General features: G+C 46.2%; 14 protein-coding genes, 13 tRNA genes and 4 rRNA genes. 2 read left to right on the forward strand and 29 right to left on the reverse strand.

The genetic code is table 11. The features are described from left to right. Window positions 1-151: 151 nt before the first annotated feature. The 20 genes from ppc to NSQ68_RS22520 form a co-directional block, all read right to left on the reverse strand. Window positions 152-2,944 (reverse strand): phosphoenolpyruvate carboxylase, encoded by a 2,793-nt coding sequence (gene ppc, locus NSQ68_RS22425; protein ID WP_342427232.1) that lies wholly within the window; start codon window positions 2,942-2,944, stop codon window positions 152-154. A 735-nt stretch (window positions 2,945-3,679) separates the two neighbouring features. Next, a tRNA-Gly gene (locus NSQ68_RS22430) sits at window positions 3,680-3,750 on the reverse strand. 9 nt (window positions 3,751-3,759) lie between these two features. Further along, window positions 3,760-3,833: transfer RNA gene (locus NSQ68_RS22435), tRNA-Pro, on the reverse strand. Between the two features lie 18 nt (window positions 3,834-3,851). Further along, window positions 3,852-3,928 (reverse strand) — tRNA-Arg (locus NSQ68_RS22440). 5 nt (window positions 3,929-3,933) lie between these two features. Further along, window positions 3,934-4,008, reverse strand: a tRNA-Gly gene (locus NSQ68_RS22445). Between the two features lie 10 nt (window positions 4,009-4,018). Then, window positions 4,019-4,099, reverse strand: a tRNA-Leu gene (locus tag NSQ68_RS22450). An 11-nt stretch (window positions 4,100-4,110) separates the two neighbouring features. Beyond that, window positions 4,111-4,186: transfer RNA gene (locus NSQ68_RS22455), tRNA-Lys, on the reverse strand. Window positions 4,187-4,190: 4 nt separating this feature from the next. Beyond that, window positions 4,191-4,265: transfer RNA gene (locus NSQ68_RS22460), tRNA-Gln, on the reverse strand. A 55-nt stretch (window positions 4,266-4,320) separates the two neighbouring features. After that, window positions 4,321-4,396 (reverse strand) — tRNA-Val (locus NSQ68_RS22465). An 11-nt stretch (window positions 4,397-4,407) separates the two neighbouring features. Beyond that, a tRNA-Glu gene (locus NSQ68_RS22470) sits at window positions 4,408-4,479 on the reverse strand. An 11-nt stretch (window positions 4,480-4,490) separates the two neighbouring features. Continuing rightward, window positions 4,491-4,563, reverse strand: a tRNA-Thr gene (locus NSQ68_RS22475). A gap of 3 nt (window positions 4,564-4,566) precedes the next feature. Further along, a tRNA-Asn gene (locus NSQ68_RS22480) sits at window positions 4,567-4,642 on the reverse strand. 19 nt (window positions 4,643-4,661) lie between these two features. Continuing rightward, window positions 4,662-4,778: ribosomal RNA gene (gene rrf / locus NSQ68_RS22485) — 5S ribosomal RNA — on the reverse strand. A 151-nt stretch (window positions 4,779-4,929) separates the two neighbouring features. Then, window positions 4,930-7,857: ribosomal RNA gene (locus NSQ68_RS22490) — 23S ribosomal RNA — on the reverse strand. Between the two features lie 242 nt (window positions 7,858-8,099). Beyond that, window positions 8,100-8,175: transfer RNA gene (locus tag NSQ68_RS22495), tRNA-Ala, on the reverse strand. A gap of 21 nt (window positions 8,176-8,196) precedes the next feature. Continuing rightward, a tRNA-Ile gene (locus NSQ68_RS22500) sits at window positions 8,197-8,273 on the reverse strand. A 38-nt stretch (window positions 8,274-8,311) separates the two neighbouring features. Continuing rightward, window positions 8,312-8,428, reverse strand: a 5S ribosomal RNA gene (gene rrf / locus NSQ68_RS22505). Between the two features lie 118 nt (window positions 8,429-8,546). After that, window positions 8,547-10,102 (reverse strand): 16S ribosomal RNA (locus tag NSQ68_RS22510). The 16S, 23S and 5S rRNA genes sit together here with 13 tRNA genes alongside, the layout of an rRNA operon. A 418-nt stretch (window positions 10,103-10,520) precedes the next feature. After that, window positions 10,521-10,751: a hypothetical protein gene (locus tag NSQ68_RS22515; RefSeq protein ID WP_013312131.1), complete on the reverse strand. Its 231-nt coding sequence runs from the start codon at window positions 10,749-10,751 to the stop codon at window positions 10,521-10,523. 191 nt (window positions 10,752-10,942) lie between these two features. Then, window positions 10,943-11,557, reverse strand: coding sequence for a stage II sporulation protein M (locus tag NSQ68_RS22520; protein ID WP_342427233.1), 615 nt, complete (start codon window positions 11,555-11,557; stop codon window positions 10,943-10,945). A 98-nt stretch (window positions 11,558-11,655) separates the two neighbouring features. Between NSQ68_RS22520 and pdaB the strand changes: the two genes are divergently transcribed. Together pdaB and gerD are read left to right on the forward strand one after the other, a co-directional pair. After that, on the forward strand, window positions 11,656-12,435 hold the full coding sequence (gene pdaB / locus NSQ68_RS22525; RefSeq protein WP_342427234.1) for a polysaccharide deacetylase family sporulation protein PdaB: 780 nt from the start codon (window positions 11,656-11,658) through the stop codon (window positions 12,433-12,435). Window positions 12,436-12,541: 106 nt separating this feature from the next. After that, complete coding sequence (gene gerD, locus NSQ68_RS22530; RefSeq protein WP_307354336.1) at window positions 12,542-13,294, forward strand: spore germination lipoprotein GerD; 753 nt, start codon at window positions 12,542-12,544, stop codon at window positions 13,292-13,294. 33 nt (window positions 13,295-13,327) lie between these two features. On the opposite strand, the gene NSQ68_RS22535 is transcribed toward gerD, so the two are convergent. The 9 genes from NSQ68_RS22535 to NSQ68_RS22575 form a co-directional block, all read right to left on the reverse strand. Continuing rightward, window positions 13,328-14,434 carry an Mrp/NBP35 family ATP-binding protein gene (locus NSQ68_RS22535; RefSeq protein WP_342427235.1) on the reverse strand — a complete coding sequence of 369 codons (1,107 nt, stop codon included), beginning with the start codon at window positions 14,432-14,434 and terminating at the stop codon, window positions 13,328-13,330. Between the two features lie 60 nt (window positions 14,435-14,494). Further along, window positions 14,495-15,271, reverse strand: coding sequence for an N-acetylmuramoyl-L-alanine amidase CwlD (gene cwlD / locus NSQ68_RS22540; protein WP_342427236.1), 777 nt, complete (start codon window positions 15,269-15,271; stop codon window positions 14,495-14,497). A gap of 68 nt (window positions 15,272-15,339) precedes the next feature. Next, entirely contained in the window at window positions 15,340-16,509 is a 1,170-nt protein-coding gene (gene sat, locus NSQ68_RS22545; protein WP_342427237.1) for a sulfate adenylyltransferase, read from the reverse strand. A gap of 52 nt (window positions 16,510-16,561) precedes the next feature. After that, a complete protein-coding gene (locus tag NSQ68_RS22550) occupies window positions 16,562-17,254 on the reverse strand; it encodes a phosphoadenylyl-sulfate reductase (protein ID WP_342427238.1) in 693 nt (230 codons plus the stop codon). A gap of 1,713 nt (window positions 17,255-18,967) precedes the next feature. Then, window positions 18,968-19,360: a 30S ribosomal protein S9 gene (gene rpsI, locus NSQ68_RS22555; RefSeq protein WP_013312140.1), complete on the reverse strand. Its 393-nt coding sequence runs from the start codon at window positions 19,358-19,360 to the stop codon at window positions 18,968-18,970. Between the two features lie 20 nt (window positions 19,361-19,380). Continuing rightward, window positions 19,381-19,818, reverse strand: a complete 438-nt coding sequence (rplM, locus tag NSQ68_RS22560) for a 50S ribosomal protein L13 (protein ID WP_013312141.1) — start codon at window positions 19,816-19,818, stop codon at window positions 19,381-19,383. A gap of 183 nt (window positions 19,819-20,001) precedes the next feature. Beyond that, window positions 20,002-20,787 carry a tRNA pseudouridine(38-40) synthase TruA gene (gene truA, locus NSQ68_RS22565; protein ID WP_165150811.1) on the reverse strand — a complete coding sequence of 262 codons (786 nt, stop codon included), beginning with the start codon at window positions 20,785-20,787 and terminating at the stop codon, window positions 20,002-20,004. Window positions 20,788-20,938: 151 nt separating this feature from the next. Further along, window positions 20,939-21,304, reverse strand: a complete 366-nt coding sequence (gene rplQ, locus NSQ68_RS22570; RefSeq protein ID WP_013312143.1) for a 50S ribosomal protein L17 — start codon at window positions 21,302-21,304, stop codon at window positions 20,939-20,941. A 34-nt stretch (window positions 21,305-21,338) separates the two neighbouring features. After that, the gene (locus tag NSQ68_RS22575) at window positions 21,339-22,283 is read right to left on the reverse strand and encodes a DNA-directed RNA polymerase subunit alpha (RefSeq protein WP_007432558.1); all 945 of its coding nucleotides are present in this window, start codon (window positions 22,281-22,283) and stop codon (window positions 21,339-21,341) included. Window positions 22,284-22,291 lie beyond the last annotated feature (8 nt).

Genomic DNA, 22,291 nt, shown 5'->3' on the forward strand with positions numbered 1-22,291 from the left:
TGTTTATGATTATTCATCGTAGTTTAATTTTATCCGGAAATCAACTGTAGTATTGTTACTAACTGCAAGCACGCCTGCCATCAATATACAAACAGCACAATCGGGCACCCCATGAGTACCCGATTGCCTGTATTCGTACAACCGCACTATATCAGCCCGTATTTCTTAAGCCTGCGGCAATTCCGTTAATCGTCAACAATACCTCACGTAGCATTTCTGTATCATCACCGTTCTGATCCCGCAGCTCCCGGAGCTCGCTTAGCAATTGAACCTGCAAGTAACTTAACGGATCGACATAAGGATTACGCAACCGGATAGATTCCTGGATAACCGGCACGTCGTCCAAAATCTCGGATTGTCCGGTTATTTTCAAAATCAACTCAGATGTCAGCTTGAACTCCGCTGAAATCTGCCCAAAAATACGCTGCCGGGCCTCTTCGTTATCCGACATCCCTGCGTACTCTTCTGCAATCAGTAAATCCGCTTTAGCGATTGCCATTTGCAGTGTATCAATAAGTGACCGGAAGAAAGCAGAGTCCCTAAACATCGTTTGCAGCACTTTAAGGTTATCCTCATTGTTTTGATAGAAGCTTTGCAAACCTGTTCCAGCCGCATACCATGCAGGTAACAAGTAACGGCTTTGTGTCCATGCAAAAACCCATGGAATGGCGCGCAAGTCCTCAAAACGTTCGCTGTTCTTACGCTTGGACGGACGAGATCCAATATTGAGCTCGCCCACCTCAGGCAACGGTGTAGATTCTTTGAAGAAGTTGAAGAAATCTGGATCTCGGAAAATCAAATCCTGATACTTATCCAGTGATACTTGGGAAATGCGGGCGATAATCTCCTCCCAGCTCTCCTCAAACACTTCCTTCTTCCCGGAACGATGATATGCTACAGCCGTAATCAGCGCCGATGTTGCCTGCTCCAAGCTCCGGTACGCGATGCCTCTGAGCGAGTATCGAGATGATAGTACTTCACCTTGCTCCGTAATCTTGATTCCGCCTCCAATCGTATGAGGAGGTTGAGCCAAAATACTGCGATTAAGTGGCATTCCTCCACGACCCAGCGCACCTCCACGACCGTGGAAAAACTTCACTTTTACGCCAAACTCATTAACTACTTCCGTAATGCTGTTCATAGCGACCCGAAGTTCCCAGTTCGCTGTAACCACACCGCCATCTTTATTGCTGTCCGAGTATCCCAGCATAATCTCCTGAAGCTGGTCCATCGCAGCCACAGATTGTCGATATACAGGCAAGTTCATCAATCTTCTCATAATATCAGGTGCAGCGTGCAAATCATCTATCGTTTCGAACAAAGGGACGGATTGCAGCGTACAGATAACAGTGCCATCCTTCTCGATGCGGAACAGGCCTACCTCTTTGGATAAGACCATAACCTCCAGTAAGTCACTAGCTCCCTGAGTCATACTGATCAAGTAACTTGTAATGGACTGCTTGCCGAATTCCTCCTGAGCCAAATAAATCGTACGATATACGTCAAGACATTCCTGTGTGCTATCGCTATATTTTAAATAAGGTGAAGTAATCGGACGAGGTTCATTCAGCAGCTTTTCCAGCAGATTTATTTTTTCTTCTTCTGACAGCTTACTGTAATCCGACACAATATTCATTTTAGAAAGAATTTCAGTCATCGCATTTTCATGTTCCTGACTATGCTGACGCACATCCAGCGTAGCTGTATGGAATCCAAACAACTCTACCTGGCGAATCATCTTTTGAATATACGTGTTTGCCACATAATCGGCAAAATGATGACGCAGACTGTGGTCAATAACATTTAGGTCTGCAATGAGCTCTTCCGCAGAATTATAACGCTCATTGGTGCCCTGTTTGCTTTCATCCAGGATGTTGTTCACTTTAGCAATCATATATGCCAGTTTAATGCGGTAAGGCTCTTTTTCGTTATGCCATACTTCCATCTTTTTAAGTGTAATGTGAGTACGGTCTTCTTCAATAGAAGCCAGCAGATCATCGGAAACTCGCACAATGCTGGTGCTGAAACTCAAGTAACCCATGAGTTCTTTTAACGTGTGCTGATATTCTCTCAAAGCCAACTTGCGCTGCATACGTAACGTTTCCCAAGTCACATGAGATGTCACAGACGGATTGCCGTCCCGGTCTCCACCGATCCAGGAACCAAATCTCAGATAAGTGGGTATGTGCCATTTTTGTTCGGGATAATATTTGTCTAAACATCGTTCCAATTCTTGGTATACATCTGGCAGTACATGAAATAAGGTCTCGTGAAAATAATACATTCCATTTCTTACTTCATCTAATACAGTTGGCTTGCGATCACGCAGCTCATCTGTCTGCCACAGCGTAATTACTTCGTTTAGCAGATTCTCCCGTACCTGTTCCCGCTCACGCAAGGTAAGCATCGGATTATCCAGCAGCATGACGTCCTCGGAAATGCGCTTATGGATATCAAGTATTACTCGTCGTGTCGCTTCTGTAGGATGTGCGGTCATGACCAGCTCCAAAGAGAGCTCATTCAGCAAGTTGCTAACGTCCTCAGCGGAGAAGCCCCCTTGTTTAAGCTCCTGAACGGAACTTTCAATGGAACCAGGTTGAACATCTTCACCAGCCGAATGCTCATAATCCCGCTTACGACGAATACGATGGTTTTGCTCAGCGATATTCACCAACTGAAAATAAATCGCAAACGCGCGAATAACCTGGTGACGAATATCCGTATCCAGTCCGCTGACCATTTGTTTGAAATTCTCATACAACTCCGGCTGATACCCGGCACGTAACGATTTACTTGTCTCACGTATTTTCTCCACGATATCCAAAAGTTCGTTGCCACCCTGATGAACCAATACCTCACCAAGAATATTCCCTAGAAAACGAACGTCCCGCCGCAGCAGATTGTTGGATTGGTTTTTGTTAGCGGTTAACGTAAGCTCAGTCATGCTTTTCCCCCCATCTGATCTGTTCCACACCATATACAGTTGTAGCAAAGGTACGTATACACACGAAATTTGACACTTTCTTAACATCATACAATAAAACCGCATGAAAAGCTGCAAAATTTACAGTAAAAAATCATGTTTTTGAAATACTTATTTTGAGAAAATATTGGATTGTTATGAAAAAAGATGAAATTAATAATAGAAATGATATATACACTAGTGATGCGTGAAACATTATGCACAGTCTTCTATAAAGAGTGGGTTTTTAAAGGTACAAATTCATGCAACATGATGTGTATATGTTTATTATTTGTTGACAAAGTCAACTCCATTAGCCTTCTATCCACAAAGATATACACAAATCAGCCATTTTCTCAGTGTTCCTAAGGTATTCCTCTTTAATACTGCACTTTTTACCCACATAAATATAGGGAAATGTGCACAACCGAAGAGCAACTGTTGAGTTATCACCATGAATTCGTACCATAATAGCTATAGGATTCCTATATTCAAAGGATTTGATCACGAAATTAGCCTTACTGCAGAAGAAAGAGGTACGTTAGAGGGGAAATTCGGGATCTAGGTGTCAAAAGTAACAAGAGCCTATGTACAATATGCACAAGTCATCCCCAACTGTGCATGACAGGAGATATAATTGTACTAGCCTATATACATAGAATTAAATGTAATGTGGACAAAATAAAAAGAAGCCTTTCGGCTTCTAGATAATCGGTAAGCGGGTGATGGGAATCGAACCCACGCTATCAGCTTGGAAGGCTGAAGTTCTACCATTGAACTACACCCGCAAATTAGTATCGGGATGACACGATTTGAACATGCGACCCCCTGGTCCCAAACCAGGTGCTCTACCAAGCTGAGCTACATCCCGATATTATATTTTTAAATATGGCGCGCCCTGAGAGATTCGAACTCCCGGCCTTTTGATTCGTAGTCAAACGCTCTATCCAGCTGAGCTAAGGGCGCAAATATGGAGCGGACGACGGGAATCGAACCCGCGACCCTCGCCTTGGCAAGGCGATGCTCTACCGCTGAGCCACGTCCGCAAAAACAAGATGCGCGTGGAGGGACTTGAACCCCCACGTCAAAGACGCTAGATCCTAAGTCTAGTGCGTCTGCCAATTCCGCCACACGCGCATGTAATACAATGGTGAGCCATGAAGGACTCGAACCTTCGACACCCTGATTAAAAGTCAGGTGCTCTACCAACTGAGCTAATGGCTCTTAATGGCTGGGGATATAGGATTTGAACCTATGCATGACGGAGTCAAAGTCCGTTGCCTTACCGCTTGGCTAATCCCCAATATGCATATGATTCACAATTCCCCAAGATTTCATCCAGGTAAGAGGATGAAAAATGGTGGAGGCTGAGGGGATCGAACCCCCGACCCTCTGCTTGTAAGGCAGATGCTCTCCCAGCTGAGCTAAGCCTCCATAATACCCTATGACCCGTAGGGGATTCGAACCCCTGTTACCTCCGTGAAAGGGAGGTGTCTTAACCCCTTGACCAACGGGCCATCCTATAACAAGCTCTCAACCGGGTTCGAACCGGTGACCTCATCCTTACCATGGATGCACTCTACCTGCTGAGCTATGAGAGCAAATGGCTCCCCGAACAGGACTCGAACCTGTGACAACTCGATTAACAGTCGAGTGCTCTACCAACTGAGCTATCAGGGAATATTAAGCATAAAGCTCTGCTTGGCGACGTCCTACTCTCCCAGGACCCTGCGGTCCAAGTACCATCGGCGCTGGAGGGCTTAACGGTCGTGTTCGGGATGGGTACGTGTGGAACCCCTCCGCTATCGCCACCAAACATGAATTTGCTACGCAAATTCTTCCGTATGGTTATTCGGTTCATCACTTATCGTGTGAATGAATAGCCATGCGCTTGTCGTATGTCACTTGTACATACGTTCAAGGTTACACCCTGAAAACTGGATCCGAAACTTATTTGCGTTTTATCTTAGGATAAGCCCTCGACCGATTAGTATTGGTCAGCTCCATGCATTACTGCACTTCCACCCCCAACCTATCTACCTCGTCGTCTTCAAGGGGTCTTACATACTGGGAAATCTCATCTTGAGGGGGGCTTCACGCTTAGATGCTTTCAGCGCTTATCCCTTCCGTACATAGCTACCCAGCGGTGCTCCTGGCGGAACAACTGGTACACCAGCGGTACGTCCATCCCGGTCCTCTCGTACTAAGGACAGCTCCTCTCAAATTTCCTACGCCCACGACAGATAGGGACCGAACTGTCTCACGACGTTCTGAACCCAGCTCGCGTACCGCTTTAATGGGCGAACAGCCCAACCCTTGGGACCTACTTCAGCCCCAGGATGCGATGAGCCGACATCGAGGTGCCAAACCTCCCCGTCGATGTGGACTCTTGGGGGAGATAAGCCTGTTATCCCCAGGGTAGCTTTTATCCGTTGAGCGATGGCCCTTCCATGCGGTACCACCGGATCACTAAGCCCGACTTTCGTCCCTGCTCGACTTGTAGGTCTCGCAGTCAAGCTCCCTTCTGCCTTTGCACTCTTCGAATGATTTCCAACCATTCTGAGGGAACCTTGGGGCGCCTCCGTTACTCTTTAGGAGGCGACCGCCCCAGTCAAACTGCCCACCTGACACTGTCCTCGTACCGGATCACGGTACCAAGTTAGAACCTAGATACGATCAGGGTGGTATCCCAAGGATGCCTCCCCTTAAGCTGGCGCTCAAAGTTCAACGGCTCCCACCTATCCTGTACAGATCGTACCCAAATTCAATATCAAGCTGCAGTAAAGCTCCATGGGGTCTTTCCGTCTTGTCGCGGGTAACCTGCATCTTCACAGGTATTAAAATTTCACCGGATCTCTCGTTGAGACAGCGCCCAAGTCGTTACGCCATTCGTGCGGGTCAGAATTTACCTGACAAGGAATTTCGCTACCTTAGGACCGTTATAGTTACGGCCGCCGTTTACTGGGGCTTCGGTTCATAGCTTCGCTCCGAAGAGCTTACCACTCCCCTTAACCTTCCAGCACCGGGCAGGCGTCAGCCCGTATACTTCGCCTTGCGGCTTCGCACAGACCTGTGTTTTTGCTAAACAGTCGCTTGGGCCTTTTCACTGCGGCCCCCTCGGGCTATTCACCCTACCGAGGCACCCCTTCTCCCGAAGTTACGGGGTCATTTTGCCGAGTTCCTTAACGAGAGTTCTTCCGCGCGCCTTAGAATTCTCTTCTCGCCTACCTGTGTCGGTTTGCGGTACGGGCACCTTCTCCTGGCTAGAGGCTTTTCTTGGCAGTCTGAGATCATGACCTTCGCTACTATAATTTTCGCTCCCCATCACAGCCCAGCCTTACGATGTGCGGATTTGCCTACACACCAGCCTCACTGCTTAGACGGACATCCATCAGTCCGCGTCACTACCCTACTGCGTCACCCCATCGCTCATAACGGATTACGGTGGTACAGGAATTTCGACCTGTTGTCCTTCGACTACGCCTATCGGCCTCGCCTTAGGTCCCGACTTACCCTGAGCGGACGAACCTTCCTCAGGAACCCTTAGGCTTTCGGCGGATCTGATTCTCACAGATCTTTTCGTTACTCATACCGGCATTCTCACTTGAATGCAGTCCAGCGCTCCTTACGGTACACCTTCAACCCGCATTCAACGCTCCCCTACCCCTGATGCAATGCATCAAGCCATAGCTTCGGTGGTGTGTTTAGCCCCGTTACATTTTCGGCGCAGAGTCACTCGACCAGTGAGCTATTACGCACTCTTTCAATGGTGGCTGCTTCTAAGCCAACATCCTGGTTGTCTGTGCAACTCCACATCCTTTCCCACTTAACACACACTTGGGGACCTTAGCTGATGGTCTGGGCTGTTTCCCTTTCGACAATGGATCTTAGCACTCACTGTCTGACTCCCGGAACTAAATCTATGGCATTCGGAGTTTGACTGAGCTTGGTAACCCTTGCGGGCCCCGCACCCAATCAGTGCTCTACCTCCACGATTCTTCTTTCCGAGGCTAGCCCTAAAGCTATTTCGGGGAGAACCAGCTATCTCCGGGTTCGATTGGAATTTCTCCGCTACCCCCACCTCATCCCCGCATTTTTCAACATGCGTGGGTTCGGGCCTCCAGTGCGTGTTACCGCACCTTCACCCTGGACAGGGGTAGATCACCCGGTTTCGGGTCTACGTCCACGTACTCATTCGCCCTATTCAGACTCGCTTTCGCTGCGGCTTCAGCTCTTCACCTTAACCTTGCACGGGAACGTAACTCGCCGGTTCATTCTACAAAAGGCACGCCATCACCCATAGATCGGGCTCTGACTTCTTGTAAGCACACGGTTTCAGGATCTATTTCACTCCCCTTCCGGGGTGCTTTTCACCTTTCCCTCACGGTACTGCTTCACTATCGGTCGCCAGGGAGTATTTAGCCTTGACAGATGGTCCTGCCGGATTCATACGGGGTTTCACGTGCCCCGCACTACTCGGGATCCGTCTCGGAGAGAACAAGTTTTGAATTACAGGGCTTTTACCTTCTCTGGCGGGCCTTTCCAGACCTCTTCATCTAACCGGTTCCTTTGTAACTCCATGTGAGACGTCCCACAACCCCAAGGAGCAAGCTCCTTGGTTTGGGCTAATCCGCGTTCGCTCGCCGCTACTGACGGAATCACTATTGTTTTCTCTTCCTCAGGGTACTTAGATGTTTCAGTTCCCCTGGTCTGCCTCTCACTCACCTATGAATTCAGTGAGTAGTGACTGTCGATGAAGACAGCCGGGTTTCCCCATTCGGACATCCCCGGATCAAAGCTTGCTTACAGCTCCCCGAGGCCTTATCGTTGTTCGCCACGTCCTTCGTCGGCTCCTGGCGCCTAGGCATCCTCCGTGTGCTCTTTGTAGCTTAACCTAGTATTTACATCGTAAATACGATTTGCTTTGAATTTCGGTTCAACACTTACGTGTGAATGAAGTTCAAGGCAGCTACCTTTATTTCACTTGTTTACACAAGATCAGCTTAAAGGAATATTCTAAAACGCAATTTCGTTTCGGTATCCAGTTTTCAAGGTGCAATACAGTTTCAACGAAACTGTAGCCTGTGCGAACATCCGTCCATCTCAACCGAGTGGATGATATTCATGCAGCTTTTTTTGGTGGAGCCAAGCGGGATCGAACCGCTGACCTCCTGCTTGCAAGGCAGGCGCTCTCCCAGCTGAGCTATGGCCCCAAAAGGAAATATAAAGTTATATGGTGGGCCCTAGTGGACTCGAACCACCGACCTCACCCTTATCAGGGGTGCGCTCTAACCAGCTGAGCTAAGGGCCCATAATAAACCACCAAAGAAATTCTTCTTTAGTGGTTGCGCTTGGCGACGTCCTACTCTCCCAGGACCCTGCGGTCCAAGTACCATCGGCGCTGGAGGGCTTAACGGTCGTGTTCGGGATGGGTACGTGTGGAACCCCTCCGCTATCGCCACCAAACGTTCGAGAGTTTGAGCTCTCAAAACTGAGCAACGAGTGAGTAACAGGCCTAAACCTGAGTTTTGAAGCTTACGCTTCATATTTGAATGTTTCCATTGCAGGAAACGATTCTCCATAGAAAGGAGGTGATCCAGCCGCACCTTCCGATACGGCTACCTTGTTACGACTTCACCCCAATCATCTACCCCACCTTCGGCGGCTGGCTCCCTTGCGGGTTACCCCACCGACTTCGGGTGTTGTAAACTCTCGTGGTGTGACGGGCGGTGTGTACAAGACCCGGGAACGTATTCACCGCGGCATGCTGATCCGCGATTACTAGCAATTCCGACTTCATGTAGGCGAGTTGCAGCCTACAATCCGAACTGAGACCGGCTTTTCTAGGATTGGCTCCACCTCGCGATTTCGCTTCCCGTTGTACCGGCCATTGTAGTACGTGTGTAGCCCAGGTCATAAGGGGCATGATGATTTGACGTCATCCCCACCTTCCTCCGGTTTGTCACCGGCAGTCTGCTTAGAGTGCCCAGCTTGACCTGCTGGCAACTAAGCATAAGGGTTGCGCTCGTTGCGGGACTTAACCCAACATCTCACGACACGAGCTGACGACAACCATGCACCACCTGTCTCCTCTGTCCCGAAGGAAAGGCCTATCTCTAGACCGGTCAGAGGGATGTCAAGACCTGGTAAGGTTCTTCGCGTTGCTTCGAATTAAACCACATACTCCACTGCTTGTGCGGGTCCCCGTCAATTCCTTTGAGTTTCAGTCTTGCGACCGTACTCCCCAGGCGGAATGCTTAATGTGTTAACTTCGGCACCAAGGGTATCGAAACCCCTAACACCTAGCATTCATCGTTTACGGCGTGGACTACCAGGGTATCTAATCCTGTTTGCTCCCCACGCTTTCGCGCCTCAGCGTCAGTTACAGCCCAGAGAGTCGCCTTCGCCACTGGTGTTCCTCCACATCTCTACGCATTTCACCGCTACACGTGGAATTCCACTCTCCTCTTCTGCACTCAAGCTCCCCAGTTTCCAGTGCGACCCGAAGTTGAGCCTCGGGATTAAACACCAGACTTAAAGAGCCGCCTGCGCGCGCTTTACGCCCAATAATTCCGGACAACGCTTGCCCCCTACGTATTACCGCGGCTGCTGGCACGTAGTTAGCCGGGGCTTTCTTCTCAGGTACCGTCACTCTTGTAGCAGTTACTCTACAAGACGTTCTTCCCTGGCAACAGAGCTTTACGATCCGAAAACCTTCATCACTCACGCGGCGTTGCTCCGTCAGGCTTTCGCCCATTGCGGAAGATTCCCTACTGCTGCCTCCCGTAGGAGTCTGGGCCGTGTCTCAGTCCCAGTGTGGCCGATCACCCTCTCAGGTCGGCTACGCATCGTCGCCTTGGTAGGCCTTTACCCCACCAACTAGCTAATGCGCCGCAGGCCCATCCACAAGTGACAGATTGCTCCGTCTTTCCTCCTTCGCCCATGCAGGAAAAGGATGTATCGGGTATTAGCTACCGTTTCCGGTAGTTATCCCTGTCTTGTGGGCAGGTTGCCTACGTGTTACTCACCCGTCCGCCGCTAGATTGTTTAGAAGCAAGCTTCTAAACAATCCCGCTCGACTTGCATGTATTAGGCACGCCGCCAGCGTTCGTCCTGAGCCAGGATCAAACTCTCCATTAAAGACCAACCGAAGTTGGTTTATAGAAAGAGCGATAAACTCATTTTGAAACTGACGAGATAAAATATCTCTTGTTTGCTTCCATTTTATACAGCCTGATGGCATGTACCAAAACTTCAGCGTTGGATTTTGCAAGCAAAATCCGTACTCACTCGTTGTTCAGTTTTCAAAGATCAAACCTGCATAATGTCTTACTTTGTTTCGTCACCGCGTCTCAGTGGCGACCTTTATAATATATCATCTCTTTTAAAGATTTGCAAGAGTTTTTTTAATTTCTTTTTTTTCGAGCAAATCCTTCAAAAAGGAACGAAAGTTAATTTACCATGAATATTGAATAGAGTCAATACTTTTTTTGATATCAGAAAGTATAAGCTTTTTAAAATAGTTTACTTCCTGATATCTGATATAGTTTCTACCTTTTCATTGCTTGGTTTGTGGGACTCGCCCTCTGCGAGCATATTTTGATAGTTCCTTAGCGGGTGCAAAACGGGCATACATGCGGAAGACTGTTTTATATCGAAGTGCGATTGCGTAGCGAATATCTTGATCCAATCGAGTATCGCTCATATCAAGCAGCATTTCATCTAGCTCCTTACGAAGAACGTAGTCAAGTTCCTTGCATTCTTTTTCGTTAAACAGCATTCCCAACATATGACCATACTCCCTTATCAGCAGATTATATAGTACTTATATTTGCTCAACTATTGTTCCAATCTTTACCTGTTTTTAAACTCAACTGCTAAGGTTTCAAACTTATCCCGATTAATCTTCAGCTTTTCTTTAGCTCTCCCCTTTGTTATGTTCAAATTTCAGGAAATATATAAATAATTGGTCATAATATTTTATTGTGACAATAAACGATAAGTTATGCCGCTCTCAATTGCAGCTGCTATAAGTAGTAAGATGACAGACCATATAGACACCCTCAACGTTTGTTTCATAAATACATCCCACGATGGGCCAGTTCCTCTGCGCTTTAGCCCTATGCTTGTACCTATAGTAGATATTATGTTGATTCCAAACTTCAATCCGAAGGCACAGGCGATAATCAAAACAGGCAATTCAATCACACCGTGAGGCAGTAATCCTTTTACAACAACTTCATACATACTTCTTCCCATATCTGTCTGCAAGTGGACTACAAACCCTAAAACCATACCGTTCACAATTAGAAATACAAACGGTACGGTTCCAAATACAGCCCCCATAAATATCACCAGCACACATTTAATTGCATTATTAAAAAAGATAAATACAAAAAAACTCCATTGTGGATGCTCAGAATTCTGCAAGCGCTGCGCTACTTCTCCCAGCCCCTCCATTTGTTGCGCCAGCATGGATTGAATAGTGCCTGTACTTAACCATCCCACTACAATACTTGTGCAGAAAAGAAGTACAGAGATTAAAATTAACCGTCTTGTCGCGTGTAAATCGTGAAAAAATGCTTTTAGTCCCATTTGATAATTCCTCCTATTAGTCTAATGGAATAATTGACAACCCCCGGCATAGCTTTAAGTAAACAAGCACTTCTAGGATGAAAGGAGCGTTATTAACCATGAATTCTTTTTTCTATGTATTGAACGGTAAAAAAATCAAACGATTCTTAATCGTAATGGCTGCAGCCGTCTTTACTGTTGGAGTCATTTATGTAGAAACCGATAATGTTACGGTTTTTTCCGAAGAAGCACCAACCGCTATTTATAGTGTACCCACGGACAAAAAGTTGATCGCTCTCACCTTTGATATTAGTTGGGGTGATAAGCGCACTGCCCCCATCTTAAAAGTCCTTGAGGATAAGAAAGTGACCAAGTCCACCTTTTTTCTTTCTGCCCCTTGGAGTAAAACACATCCAGAGCTTGTGAATCAGATTAAAGAAAGTGGATTTGAGATCGGTAGTCATGGCCATAAACACGAAAATTACAGTAGCTTAAGCGATGAAGATATTCGTAAGCAGATTTCAATTGCTCATACCACATTAACCGAACTGACGGGACAGTCCCCGAAGTTGATCCGTATGCCTAATGGCGACTTTGATAAACGAGTCCTTCAGGTTGCCGGCACTTTAGGCTACAAAACCATTCAGTGGGATACAGATTCCCTGGACTGGAAAAACCCTGGTACTCAGGTCATAATCGACCGTGTTGTAAATAAAGCGCATCCTGGCGATATCGTCCTTCTGCATGCCAGTGATTCCTGTAAACAAACGCATGAAGCCTTGCCCGTCATTATCGACAAGTTGCGCGCACAGGGCTATGAATTCGTGACTGTATCTGAACTGCTTCAACAGGGTACAGTAAAAGGCAAAGAGGTACGCGATCAGGCACTGAGTCTTTAAGGAGTTATTTTACATCGTTCTCAGCTAAAAACCAAAAGTAAATCGACATATTTCTCCCCATTCATCCGCATACTATCCACATTCATGATGAAGGAGGAATACGGCCATGAATTGGACTCGTTTGCGATTTGTTAGCATGGTATGCGTACTGGGCGTTGCACTGAGCGGTTGCGGCTCGGATCAGGGTTCTGCGCCCCCCCAGAACAGTTACAAAGAGATGAAAACGATGGTTGTCGATATCTTGAAAAGCGATGACGGAAAAAAAGCCGTAGAGGAGGCATTAACCGGGGAAAGCACTTCAAAAGAAGGACAATCCGGTCAAAGCAGTGAAGACGGCGGGTCTGGTGGAGGGTCTGGTGGTGGATCTGGCGGCAGCATGGGAATGAAAATGCTTATGCCCATGCAATCGGCTGAACAGATGAAGATCGCAGTCAAAGATACTTTGATATCACCTGAATATAAAAAAGAAATCGAAAAAATTATGACTGATCCGCGTTTTGCCGGAGAATTTGCCAAAGCCATCAACAGCCAAAGCAAGCAGCTTCATATGCAACTTATAAAAGACCCTTCTTATCAAAAATCTATTGAAGCGATGCTTAAGTCGCCAGAACTGACCAAGATGTATATGGACTTAACTAAAACCCCTGAATATCGCAAACAATCTATGACAGTCATGCATGATGCCATGCAGAATCCGATTTTTCGGCTTGAAGTCATGAATTTACTTAAAACTGTCGTACAAGAGGAACTCCAACCTAAGGTTGAGAAAAAAAGCGGTGAGCAAGGTGGCTCTGGTGATCAGAAGCAAGATGGTGGCGGTAGTGGTGGAGGCGAAGGAGAACAAGGAGGAGGCCAATAATAAAAAGGCTGGTTCAACAACCAGCCTTTTTTCTTATTCAGAATCAGCGTGCAACGTCGTAATTTGAGCAGCAATATCATTGTAAATTGCCCCTGTCGCCGACTCGGATTTATATACGGATGGAGAAAAGTCGGCTTCTGAAGGGTGATTATCTGGGATACCCAGCGGAATTTGCGCCAGTAGTTTCGTATGAAGGGTATCTGCCAGCATAGCCCCGCCACCACGTCCAAAAACATAGTCCTTTTCTCCAGTGGAGGATACATAATAGGACATGTTCTCCACAACACCAATGACCTTATGATCGGTTTGGAGTGCCATAGCCCCTGCACGTGCAGCTACAAAGGCTGCTGTCGCATGTGGAGTAGTGACAATGATTTCTTCACTCTGGGGAATCATTTGATGTACGTCAAGCGCTACATCTCCAGTCCCTGGTGGTAAATCGAGTATCATGTAATCCAGTTGTCCCCATGCAACATCGCTAAAAAACTGTCTGAGCATTCTCCCCAGCATGGGGCCTCTCCAAATCACCGGATTGTTCTCTCTGACAAAGAAGCCCATAGACATGATTTTGATACCGAATCGTTCCACCGGCTGAATGATACCCTCTTCGACAGAAGGAACATCCTCCACTCCGATCATATCCGGCACGCTAAATCCATAGATATCGGCATCAATTAGACCTACACGCTTCCCCTGTCTAGCTAAAGCAGCAGCCAAATTGACAGCTACTGTCGACTTTCCGACGCCCCCCTTTCCGCTTGCAATAGCAATAAACCGGACGCCAGATGCTGGGTTAAGCAGCTCATGTTCTTCCATACCGACAGCATGTCCTTTGGTCAAAACCAGGTCAGCGGCGTCCTCGGTATTCTCCCCAGCTTGAATTGCGGACTTTTCATGCTCAGATGCCTCACGAATACGAATATGGACGTGGCTTAATCCCGCCTCTTCTAAAGTCTGCCGGATTTCCCGCTCCAGTTCTGCAAGCGTCTCTTCCTGGTTATTCAGACTAATAGCGGTCAATGATACACGATCCTCTTTAACAACCACATCCCGAATAAAATGGAGATCGACTAGACGGCGTCCTGTATGAGGCTCCCGTACTTGTTGAAGTAGCTCTATAACTTGCTCTCTTGATTGCATAATTTATCAGCACCTCTGCTTTGATGAATTTACGGAGTGGCAAACACTTACAGTATACCACTATCTGGTCTCAGGTGCTGATGAGATCCCCTTTTCCCCGGCACAGTAACGCAAAATCCCCTTATATATGGACGCCGCCACCTGCCTTTGATAGTTCACGTCACTTAGTCGTCTAGCTTCCTCTGGATGGGACAAAAATCCGACTTCTACAAGGGCTGATGGCATTTTGAGAGCTTTCAATAAATAAACTGTGTTCACGGTCTTAGCCACTCTGTCCGTATTTTCCAAGTTGCGTTTGATCTCTTCCTGAATTAAAGACGCCAAATTCTCGTTATCTGCATGGTTAGGTACGTAAAAGGTCTGGGCTCCACTCCAACGGCTCGACGGGATACTGTTCATATGAATACTTAGAAAGAGGTCTGCTTTCTGCTCCTCAATTATACGCACACGCTGCTTCAAATCCTCCGTTTTTCTTCTGGAATAACCTTTCGTTTCTTGCTGCGCCAGGTCGCGGTCATCCTCACGTGTCATGACAACAACAGCACCTGCTTGCTGTAAATAATCCCGCAAATAAAAAGCGATTGCCAGATTAATATCCTTTTCAATAATCCCTTCTTTGCTAACCGCCCCTCCATCAGGCCCTCCGTGTCCAGCATCTATGGCAATTACTTTACCTGTAAGGGGTAAACTCCAATGGGTCCAAGCTCTCGAAGCAGGTATCTCATACAATGCCAGTGTAATAAATAGAACGGCGAGACAACAGCCCAACAGCATTTTTTGCAACGTCCGATAGCGAATCCACAGTGTAACCTCGTGTTTACGATTATTTTTTTGCATAACAAAACGCCTCCGTCCTATACAGATACTAATAATCTATATGGGACGAGGCGTGTAGATAGTACAACTCAGGCATGAACAAATTCTTTCATACCTTCAATCAGCACTTGAGCGACTTCCGGTCGTGTAAATTCAGGTGGCGGGCAAACTCCAGAGCGCAACAATTCCCGTACCTTGGTGCCCGAGAGCGTCAAATGGTGCTCCTTGGGATGTGGGCATGTTTTACTTGAGGCCATATTTCCACATCGGGTGCAATAAAAGCTGTGTTCAAAGAACAATGGAGTAATCCCCAGTTCTTCAGGTGTAAAGTGCCTGAAAATTTCCTGTGCTTCGTAGGTACCATAATAGTCTCCTACACCGGCATGATCCCTTCCAACTATAAAATGGGTGCAACCGTAGTTCTTTCGCACAATAGCATGGAAAATAGCCTCTCTAGGACCCGCGTATCGCATAGCAGCAGGAAATACCCCCAGAAAAGTCCGATCAGCCGGATAATAATTGTCCAGCAGCACCAGATAGCTCTTCATGCGCACATCTGCCGGAACGTCATCTGACTTGGTTTCACCAACGAGTGGGTTTAGAAACAAAGCATCCACAATCTCCATCGCGCTTTTTTGGATGTACTCATGGGCCCGGTGTACTGGATTTCGTGTTTGAAAACCAACCACTGTTTTCCAGCCTTTTTCTGCAAAATAGTCGCGTGTCTGTGATGGTGTGTAATAAAACTCACTAAATTGTGTGGGTTCCGGCCGATTCAGCACTTGCACAGATCCACCAACATACGTAGCAGGTCGATCTAATAGTTTGTTTACGCCAGGATGAGCCGGGTCATCCGTCTTGAATACTCGTCTGGCTTCCTCAGCCTGATCAACCTGATAAATACTCTCAATATCAAGTACAGCATAAATAGTACCGTCTGTTTCACCCACCAAAGCAACCTGCTGACCTAATTTCAGTTCACTGGCTACACTGTCTACAACTGCAAGAGTAATGGGAATACTCCAGACTGTACCATCGGCAAGACGCATATCTGTTACCACCGACCGATAATCAGATTCATTCATAAACCCCGTCAAAGGAGAGAAAGCACCCACTCCAATTAAATCCAGATCAGAAATGGTCCATGAGTTTACACGGATAGGAAACAATTCCCTCGCAGTCTGCAAAAGCGCTTTTTGCTCCGGGCCTGTAATGATTTTATCAACAAGTGTTCCGCCATGCGGAAGAATAGCAGTCATAATGCACTTCCCTTCTCTTATAAATACGACTCATAGCTACCTGAATACCATTTTATTTATGGAGCCCACACTCCGTTTTCTCATTGCCTGACCAGCGACCTGCACGAGGGTCTTCACCTGGTAGGACTTCACGGGTACATTGCTCACAACCGATACTGGGATAGTTGCGGTCATGCAATGGATTATACAACACTTCATGAGTGCGGATATAGTTCCATACATCCTCGGATGTCCAGCTTGCCAAGGGGTTAAATTTAACGAGTCCAAACTTTTCATCATACTCTACCTTTTTTGAATTCGCACGAGTAGGGGCCTGATCCCGACGAATACCGGTAATCCATGCATCGTATTGTGACAAAATGCGTGTCAGCGGCTCAACTTTGCGTATACCACAACATGTGTTAGGATCTGTTCTCCACAGTTCCTCCCCATGCTCTGCCGCTTGCTCTTCAGGAGTAATTAAGGGAGAGACCCTAACAAAATCCAAGTTATATCTGGCTTCCATCTGATCTCGCGTATCGTAAGTTTCTTGAAAATGAAAGTCGGTGTCCAAGTAAAAAATGTCGGTGGAAGGGCTAATTTTTTGAAGCATGTCTACTAGTACCACATCTTCTGCTCCGAAGCTACAAGCAAAGGTAAGATTGGGAAATGTAAGAACAGCATACTGGATAATTTCCTCTGGCGTAGCCTCTTCCAGTTCAATTGCCTTGACTCTAATCAACGCTTCTTTCTCCAATAAATTCATTATCAATGCGCCTCCATATGAAGATTCATAAATAAGTGTTGCTCCAATGCCGACTAAACTAATAAGATTAAATACAGTATAAAACTTTCATAATCATTGTCAATCCAAGGCAAAGTGTCCTGATGGAAGCATTTATCCACCCAAATTTGCAGGAATGTTGTTCTGTCAGCATTCTTTAATGCTTTCTTGCATATCCAACCATGTTCATTGACTTTATATAAAATATTCTTATACCAAACATTTGAGAATGGTCCATAGGCTCTTTGGTTACTAAAGGTAACTATTGTAGCTGAAAGTATGCTTGAATTAGGGATTTTTTCAGTCAAGAAAGATGGCTTGTTCTCCACTCTGTCGAAGACAAAGATGTACTAACAGTACGCTTTTAAAAAAAGGCCTTTCTTATACAACAACATATGGAAGTAGTTTGGTCCTTGAAGGAATATTCCCTATGGTGACTTTGGAAGAGCAAACCGAACGTACGGATAAGCATTTTTTTGACAACCTATCATGCTACGTAAAATCACTTGGTTGAATGATTTGTATAGCCAAAATGTTTTTTTGTACTTAACGTCTGCTTGCGGATTTTCTGAGTAAAATGCTTTAGAGTCAACTAGGAGCAGCGTATCCTAATCCTGGCCCAGTGCGAGGCAGCCATCGGTAATACTGAACAGCTTTGGGTTACTTGATCATGCAAAACCATCTATAGAAGATAACAAGCATCGTTTCTGAATCTAAGATTATCGAAGGGCGCCAACTGAGGGATTTGAAAATACCTTTAGGCTTCAGAATTCTTATTTTGCATTCAAAAGATGAAGTCCGTATGTGGATAAGTTCAGAAGAGGGCAAAAGCGAAATAGCATTTACTCGAATTTTTTAGCCAGATAAAACCCACTATACTATTCTGGAGCTCTGGCGTCAGCGATGCCTTCATTGTGGAAATTATAAAAGAAATGACTGCGCGCTGAACTCTTATTATGCCTCTATCCAATCCTATAGCGCTTGTAGAGGCAATTACCGAACAATTGATCCACTGGACATAAACAAGGCTCTATCGCTACTGGAAGCCTTTTTAAAGCCTGTCATCAATGAAGAGCGATTTTATGAGGGTAAACAGTCGGACAATACATAGTGCTCCTGGTTATAGTTTAGGGCGATTACTGTGTAGACTATTTCCATTACCAGTAATATGTACATCGCCGTTGCAATGCAGCAGCCTAGACAACGGACAGTGCTAGGCTAAGGATCGTCCTTCTGCTCAGTGCACACAAATAAAAAGAGGTATTCCTTGCCGTATCCCTAGCTGCGCCCAAAACAGCTCTACAAGAGGCATAGACAGTGCCCGCTAGAACATATCAAGGAGGACTTTACATAAACAGGTGAAGCAAAGTATCCTCGCGGAACAGCATTTACCAAGAATATTAAGATCAGGCTAAACTAAATTGCCGGACAATATATTTAGTCACAGGTTATAAACATTACAGAATAAACTACGTTGAAATAGCAAACTGTATTTGTGTATAACAATATCATCTTCAATTCCATCGTGGATAACTTTTCGTTTACCGTGCATTTGCATGCGGTTATTTATGTATTCGCTGAAACATGCTGAAACTCATAGCTTTAGACTAGGCTACTTATCCACATGTGGATAATGATTAGGAAATTAAAAAAGAACCCTTTCCATAAGGAAAAGGTTCTTCTGTATTCGAAATATTAACGTTTCGAGAACTGTGGTGCACGACGAGCGGCTTTGAGACCGTATTTTTTACGTTCTTTCATACGTGGGTCACGAGTCAAGAATCCTGCTTTTTTCAAAGCTGGGCGGAATTCCGGATCTGCTTTTAACAGAGCACGGGAAATACCGTGGCGAATTGCGCCGGCTTGACCAGAGATACCACCACCATGAGCGATAACGAGTACGTCATAGCTGCCAACTGTTTCTGTCAGGTTCAGTGGTTGTTTTACGATCAGTTTGAGAGTTTCCAAACCGAAATATTCATTAATATCACGCTTATTGATGACAATGCGTCCTTCACCCGGTACGAGACGAACACGAGCTACCGAATGTTTACGACGACCTGTCCCATAGTATTGTACTTGTGCCATGAAACTGTCCTCCCTTTTAATTATCCGCGAAGTTCGTAAACTTCAGGTTTTTGTGCTGCATGTGGATGCTCAGTGCCTCTGTAAGCTTTAAGTCTCAGCTTCATTTTCTCGCCTTGACGAGTTTTAGGAAGCATACCGTGAACAGCCAATTCCAACATACGCTCAGGCTTGTTCTTAACCATTTCTTGTGCAACCGTTACTTTCAGACCACCCGGATGCAGGGAGTGACGGTAGTATTTCTTGTTCTCCATTTTTTTACCGGTCAATACGATTTTTTCCGCATTGATTACAACAACAAAATCACCTGTGTCCACATGTGGTGTAAATTGTGGCTTGTGTTTGCCGCGAATCAACGCAGCCGCTTCGCTTGCCAGACGGCCGAGCGTTTTGCCTTCGGCATCAATGATGTGCCAGTTGCGCTCAACTTCATTTGGCTTCGCCATATACGTAGTACGCATGAAAAGTATCCTCCTTAAGTTCGTTAACAGAAATCATCATTTATCTTCGTTCGTTAAGTTGCTGCATTATTGATGGATTAGATGTTACTTTAAAGTGATTATCTTAATTGGGGCTGTGGGAAAGCCATTAAGAAAACACAACTTTTATATTACAGGATAACCATCAATTCCGCAAGGGTAAAATCAATGTTTTTTGATGTTTTCGTCGTACTCTACATTCCAGAGCGTTAAAGCGTGTCCAACAGCCGTAGGTCCAGCCTTTGAACGACTTTTCGCCTCCAAAATGGAAGGAATATCATCCGACGATTTTTTGCCTTCTCCCACTTCCAGCAAAGTCCCCATAATAATCCGAACCATGTGCTGCAAAAATCCGCTACCTGTAATATAAGTATGGATAATTCCCTGATCATCCGAGCCCGGACGTGAAAAGGAATGGTCTACTGTCATATAGGCTTCGTAAATAGTGCGAACATGATTCGTCTTTTGGGAACGTCGAGATGCGAACGAAGTATAATCAAAGGTGCCAACTAAATGAGCCAACCCTTCCTCCATCGCTCTTACATCCAAACTCGTTGGATGATGGGCCTGTGTACGACGGTGAAAGATGTCCGGAAACCGGTTCGCATTAATACTGTACCGATATGTCTTCCGCTTCGCCATGCGGCGTGCATGAAAGGACATTGGCACCTCTCTCGCATCCGTAACGATGATATCACGAGGCAACCAGGCATTAAGTGCCAGACACCAGCGCTGTATTGGAATCGGCGATTCAGTGTGAAAATTGAATACCTGCCCGTATGCATGTACACCTGCATCTGTACGGCCTGAGCCTGTAATTTTAAGACGCTCGCCCGTCAATGAGTAGATAGCATGTTCAAGGCAGTCCTGAATGGTGTTACCGTTAGGCTGCGTCTGAAAGCCATCATAGTGGGTTCCGTCATAGTTCACCTTCATGCACAAGTTCCGCATGCTTCTCACACCTTTATAGGGGTAGTCTCTGGCCTTACAAGGAATAACCGAACATAACAAAGGAGAAGCCCCTCAAGGACTCCTCCAAGAGAAAAAAAGGGTTGTTCAGAATCAAGCCGATTCTGTCCACCCTTCCCTCATCTTCGCCTGTTTACGCGCGGTCAACCAATTCCAGATATACCATTGGAGCGGCGTCGCCACGACGAGGTCCCAATTTCAAGATACGAGTGTATCCACCTGGACGCTCAGTGTAACGTGTAGCCAATTCGCTAAACAGCTTTTGGATTGCATCCTGCTCACCATCCAAAGTTTCACGGCGAACGAACGCAGCCACTTGACGACGTGCGTGCAGATCTCCTTTTTTCGCTTTGGTGATCAGTTTTTCAGCAATAGAACGAACTTCTTTTGCTTTAGCCTCAGTAGTTTGGATACGCTCATACAAGAACAGATCGGTTACCAAATCACGAAACAAAGCTTTACGGGCACTGGAGTTACGGCCCAATTTTTGGTATGCCATGTAATTTCCCCTCCTTCACAAAAACGTTGCTGTACTATTCTTCCGTACGAAGTCCTAAACCAAGTTCCTCGAGCTTCTCTTGTACTTCTTCCAAAGATTTGCGACCCAAGTTACGGACCTTCATCATATCTTCTTCAGATTTAGTCGTGAGTTCTTGTACCGTATTGATACCAGCGCGCTTAAGGCAGTTATAGGAACGGACGGAGAGATCCAGCTCTTCGATCGTCATTTCAAGAACTTTTTCTTTCTTGTCTTCTTCTTTTTCAACCATAATTTCAGCATCTTTAGCCTCGTCCGTGAGACCCACGAACAACATCACATGCTCGGTCAAAATTTTGGCTCCAAGGCTCACTGCTTCCTCGGGACGAATACTTCCGTCAGTCCAAACCTCAAGTGTCAGCTTGTCATAATTCGTAACCTGGCCGACACGCGTATTTTCTACGCCGTAGTTCACGCGTGCAATCGGAGTGTAGATGGAGTCGACGGGAATGACGCCGATCGGCTGGTCATCACGTTTGTTCCGATCCTGCTTAACGTAACCGCGACCGCGATTGGCAAAAATACGCATGTGAAGTCTCGAACCCGGTCCGAGCGTAGCAATGTGAAGATCCGGATTAAGAATTTCCACATCACTATCCGCACGGATATCTCCTGCCGTTACAACTCCTTCGCCTTCCGCATCGATTTCGAGTACTTTCTCTTCATCCGAGTGGATTTTAAGCGATAAAGCTTTCAAGTTCAGAATGATCTCCGTTACGTCTTCCTTCACACCGGGAACCGTTGCAAACTCGTGCAGAACCCCATCGATTTGAACCGATGTGACTGCTGCCCCCGGTAACGAGGATAACAGAATACGGCGAAGCGAGTTTCCCAGCGTCGTACCGTATCCGCGTTCCAGCGGTTCTACTACGAATTTTCCATAGGTGCCATCATCATTGACGTCAACCGTCTCAATTTTCGGCTTTTCGATTTCTATCACTGCAATAT

This window comes from Paenibacillus sp. FSL L8-0158, assembly GCF_038592965.1.
Classification (GTDB): Bacteria; Bacillota; Bacilli; order Paenibacillales; family Paenibacillaceae; genus Paenibacillus; species Paenibacillus polymyxa_D.

What these genes read in the sequence shown, in the direction of transcription:
- NSQ68_RS22515 (WP_013312131.1), bottom strand. Translation starts at nt 10,751, where the DNA reads ATGTTGGGAATGCTGTTTAACGAAAAAGAATGCAAGGAACTTGACTAC.
- rpsI (WP_013312140.1), bottom strand. Translation starts at nt 19,360, where the DNA reads ATGGCACAAGTACAATACTATGGGACAGGTCGTCGTAAACATTCGGTA.
- ppc (WP_342427232.1), bottom strand. Translation starts at nt 2,944, where the DNA reads ATGACTGAGCTTACGTTAACCGCTAACAAAAACCAATCCAACAATCTG.
- rplM (WP_013312141.1), bottom strand. Translation starts at nt 19,818, where the DNA reads ATGCGTACTACGTATATGGCGAAGCCAAATGAAGTTGAGCGCAACTGG.
- pdaB (WP_342427234.1), top strand. Translation starts at nt 11,656, where the DNA reads ATGAATTCTTTTTTCTATGTATTGAACGGTAAAAAAATCAAACGATTC.
- rplQ (WP_013312143.1), bottom strand. Translation starts at nt 21,304, where the DNA reads ATGGCATACCAAAAATTGGGCCGTAACTCCAGTGCCCGTAAAGCTTTG.
- NSQ68_RS22535 (WP_342427235.1), bottom strand. Translation starts at nt 14,434, where the DNA reads ATGCAATCAAGAGAGCAAGTTATAGAGCTACTTCAACAAGTACGGGAG.
- NSQ68_RS22520 (WP_342427233.1), bottom strand. Translation starts at nt 11,557, where the DNA reads ATGGGACTAAAAGCATTTTTTCACGATTTACACGCGACAAGACGGTTA.
- cwlD (WP_342427236.1), bottom strand. Translation starts at nt 15,271, where the DNA reads ATGCAAAAAAATAATCGTAAACACGAGGTTACACTGTGGATTCGCTAT.
- gerD (WP_307354336.1), top strand. Translation starts at nt 12,542, where the DNA reads ATGAATTGGACTCGTTTGCGATTTGTTAGCATGGTATGCGTACTGGGC.
- sat (WP_342427237.1), bottom strand. Translation starts at nt 16,509, where the DNA reads ATGACTGCTATTCTTCCGCATGGCGGAACACTTGTTGATAAAATCATT.
- NSQ68_RS22550 (WP_342427238.1), bottom strand. Translation starts at nt 17,254, where the DNA reads ATGAATTTATTGGAGAAAGAAGCGTTGATTAGAGTCAAGGCAATTGAA.
- truA (WP_165150811.1), bottom strand. Translation starts at nt 20,787, where the DNA reads ATGCGGAACTTGTGCATGAAGGTGAACTATGACGGAACCCACTATGAT.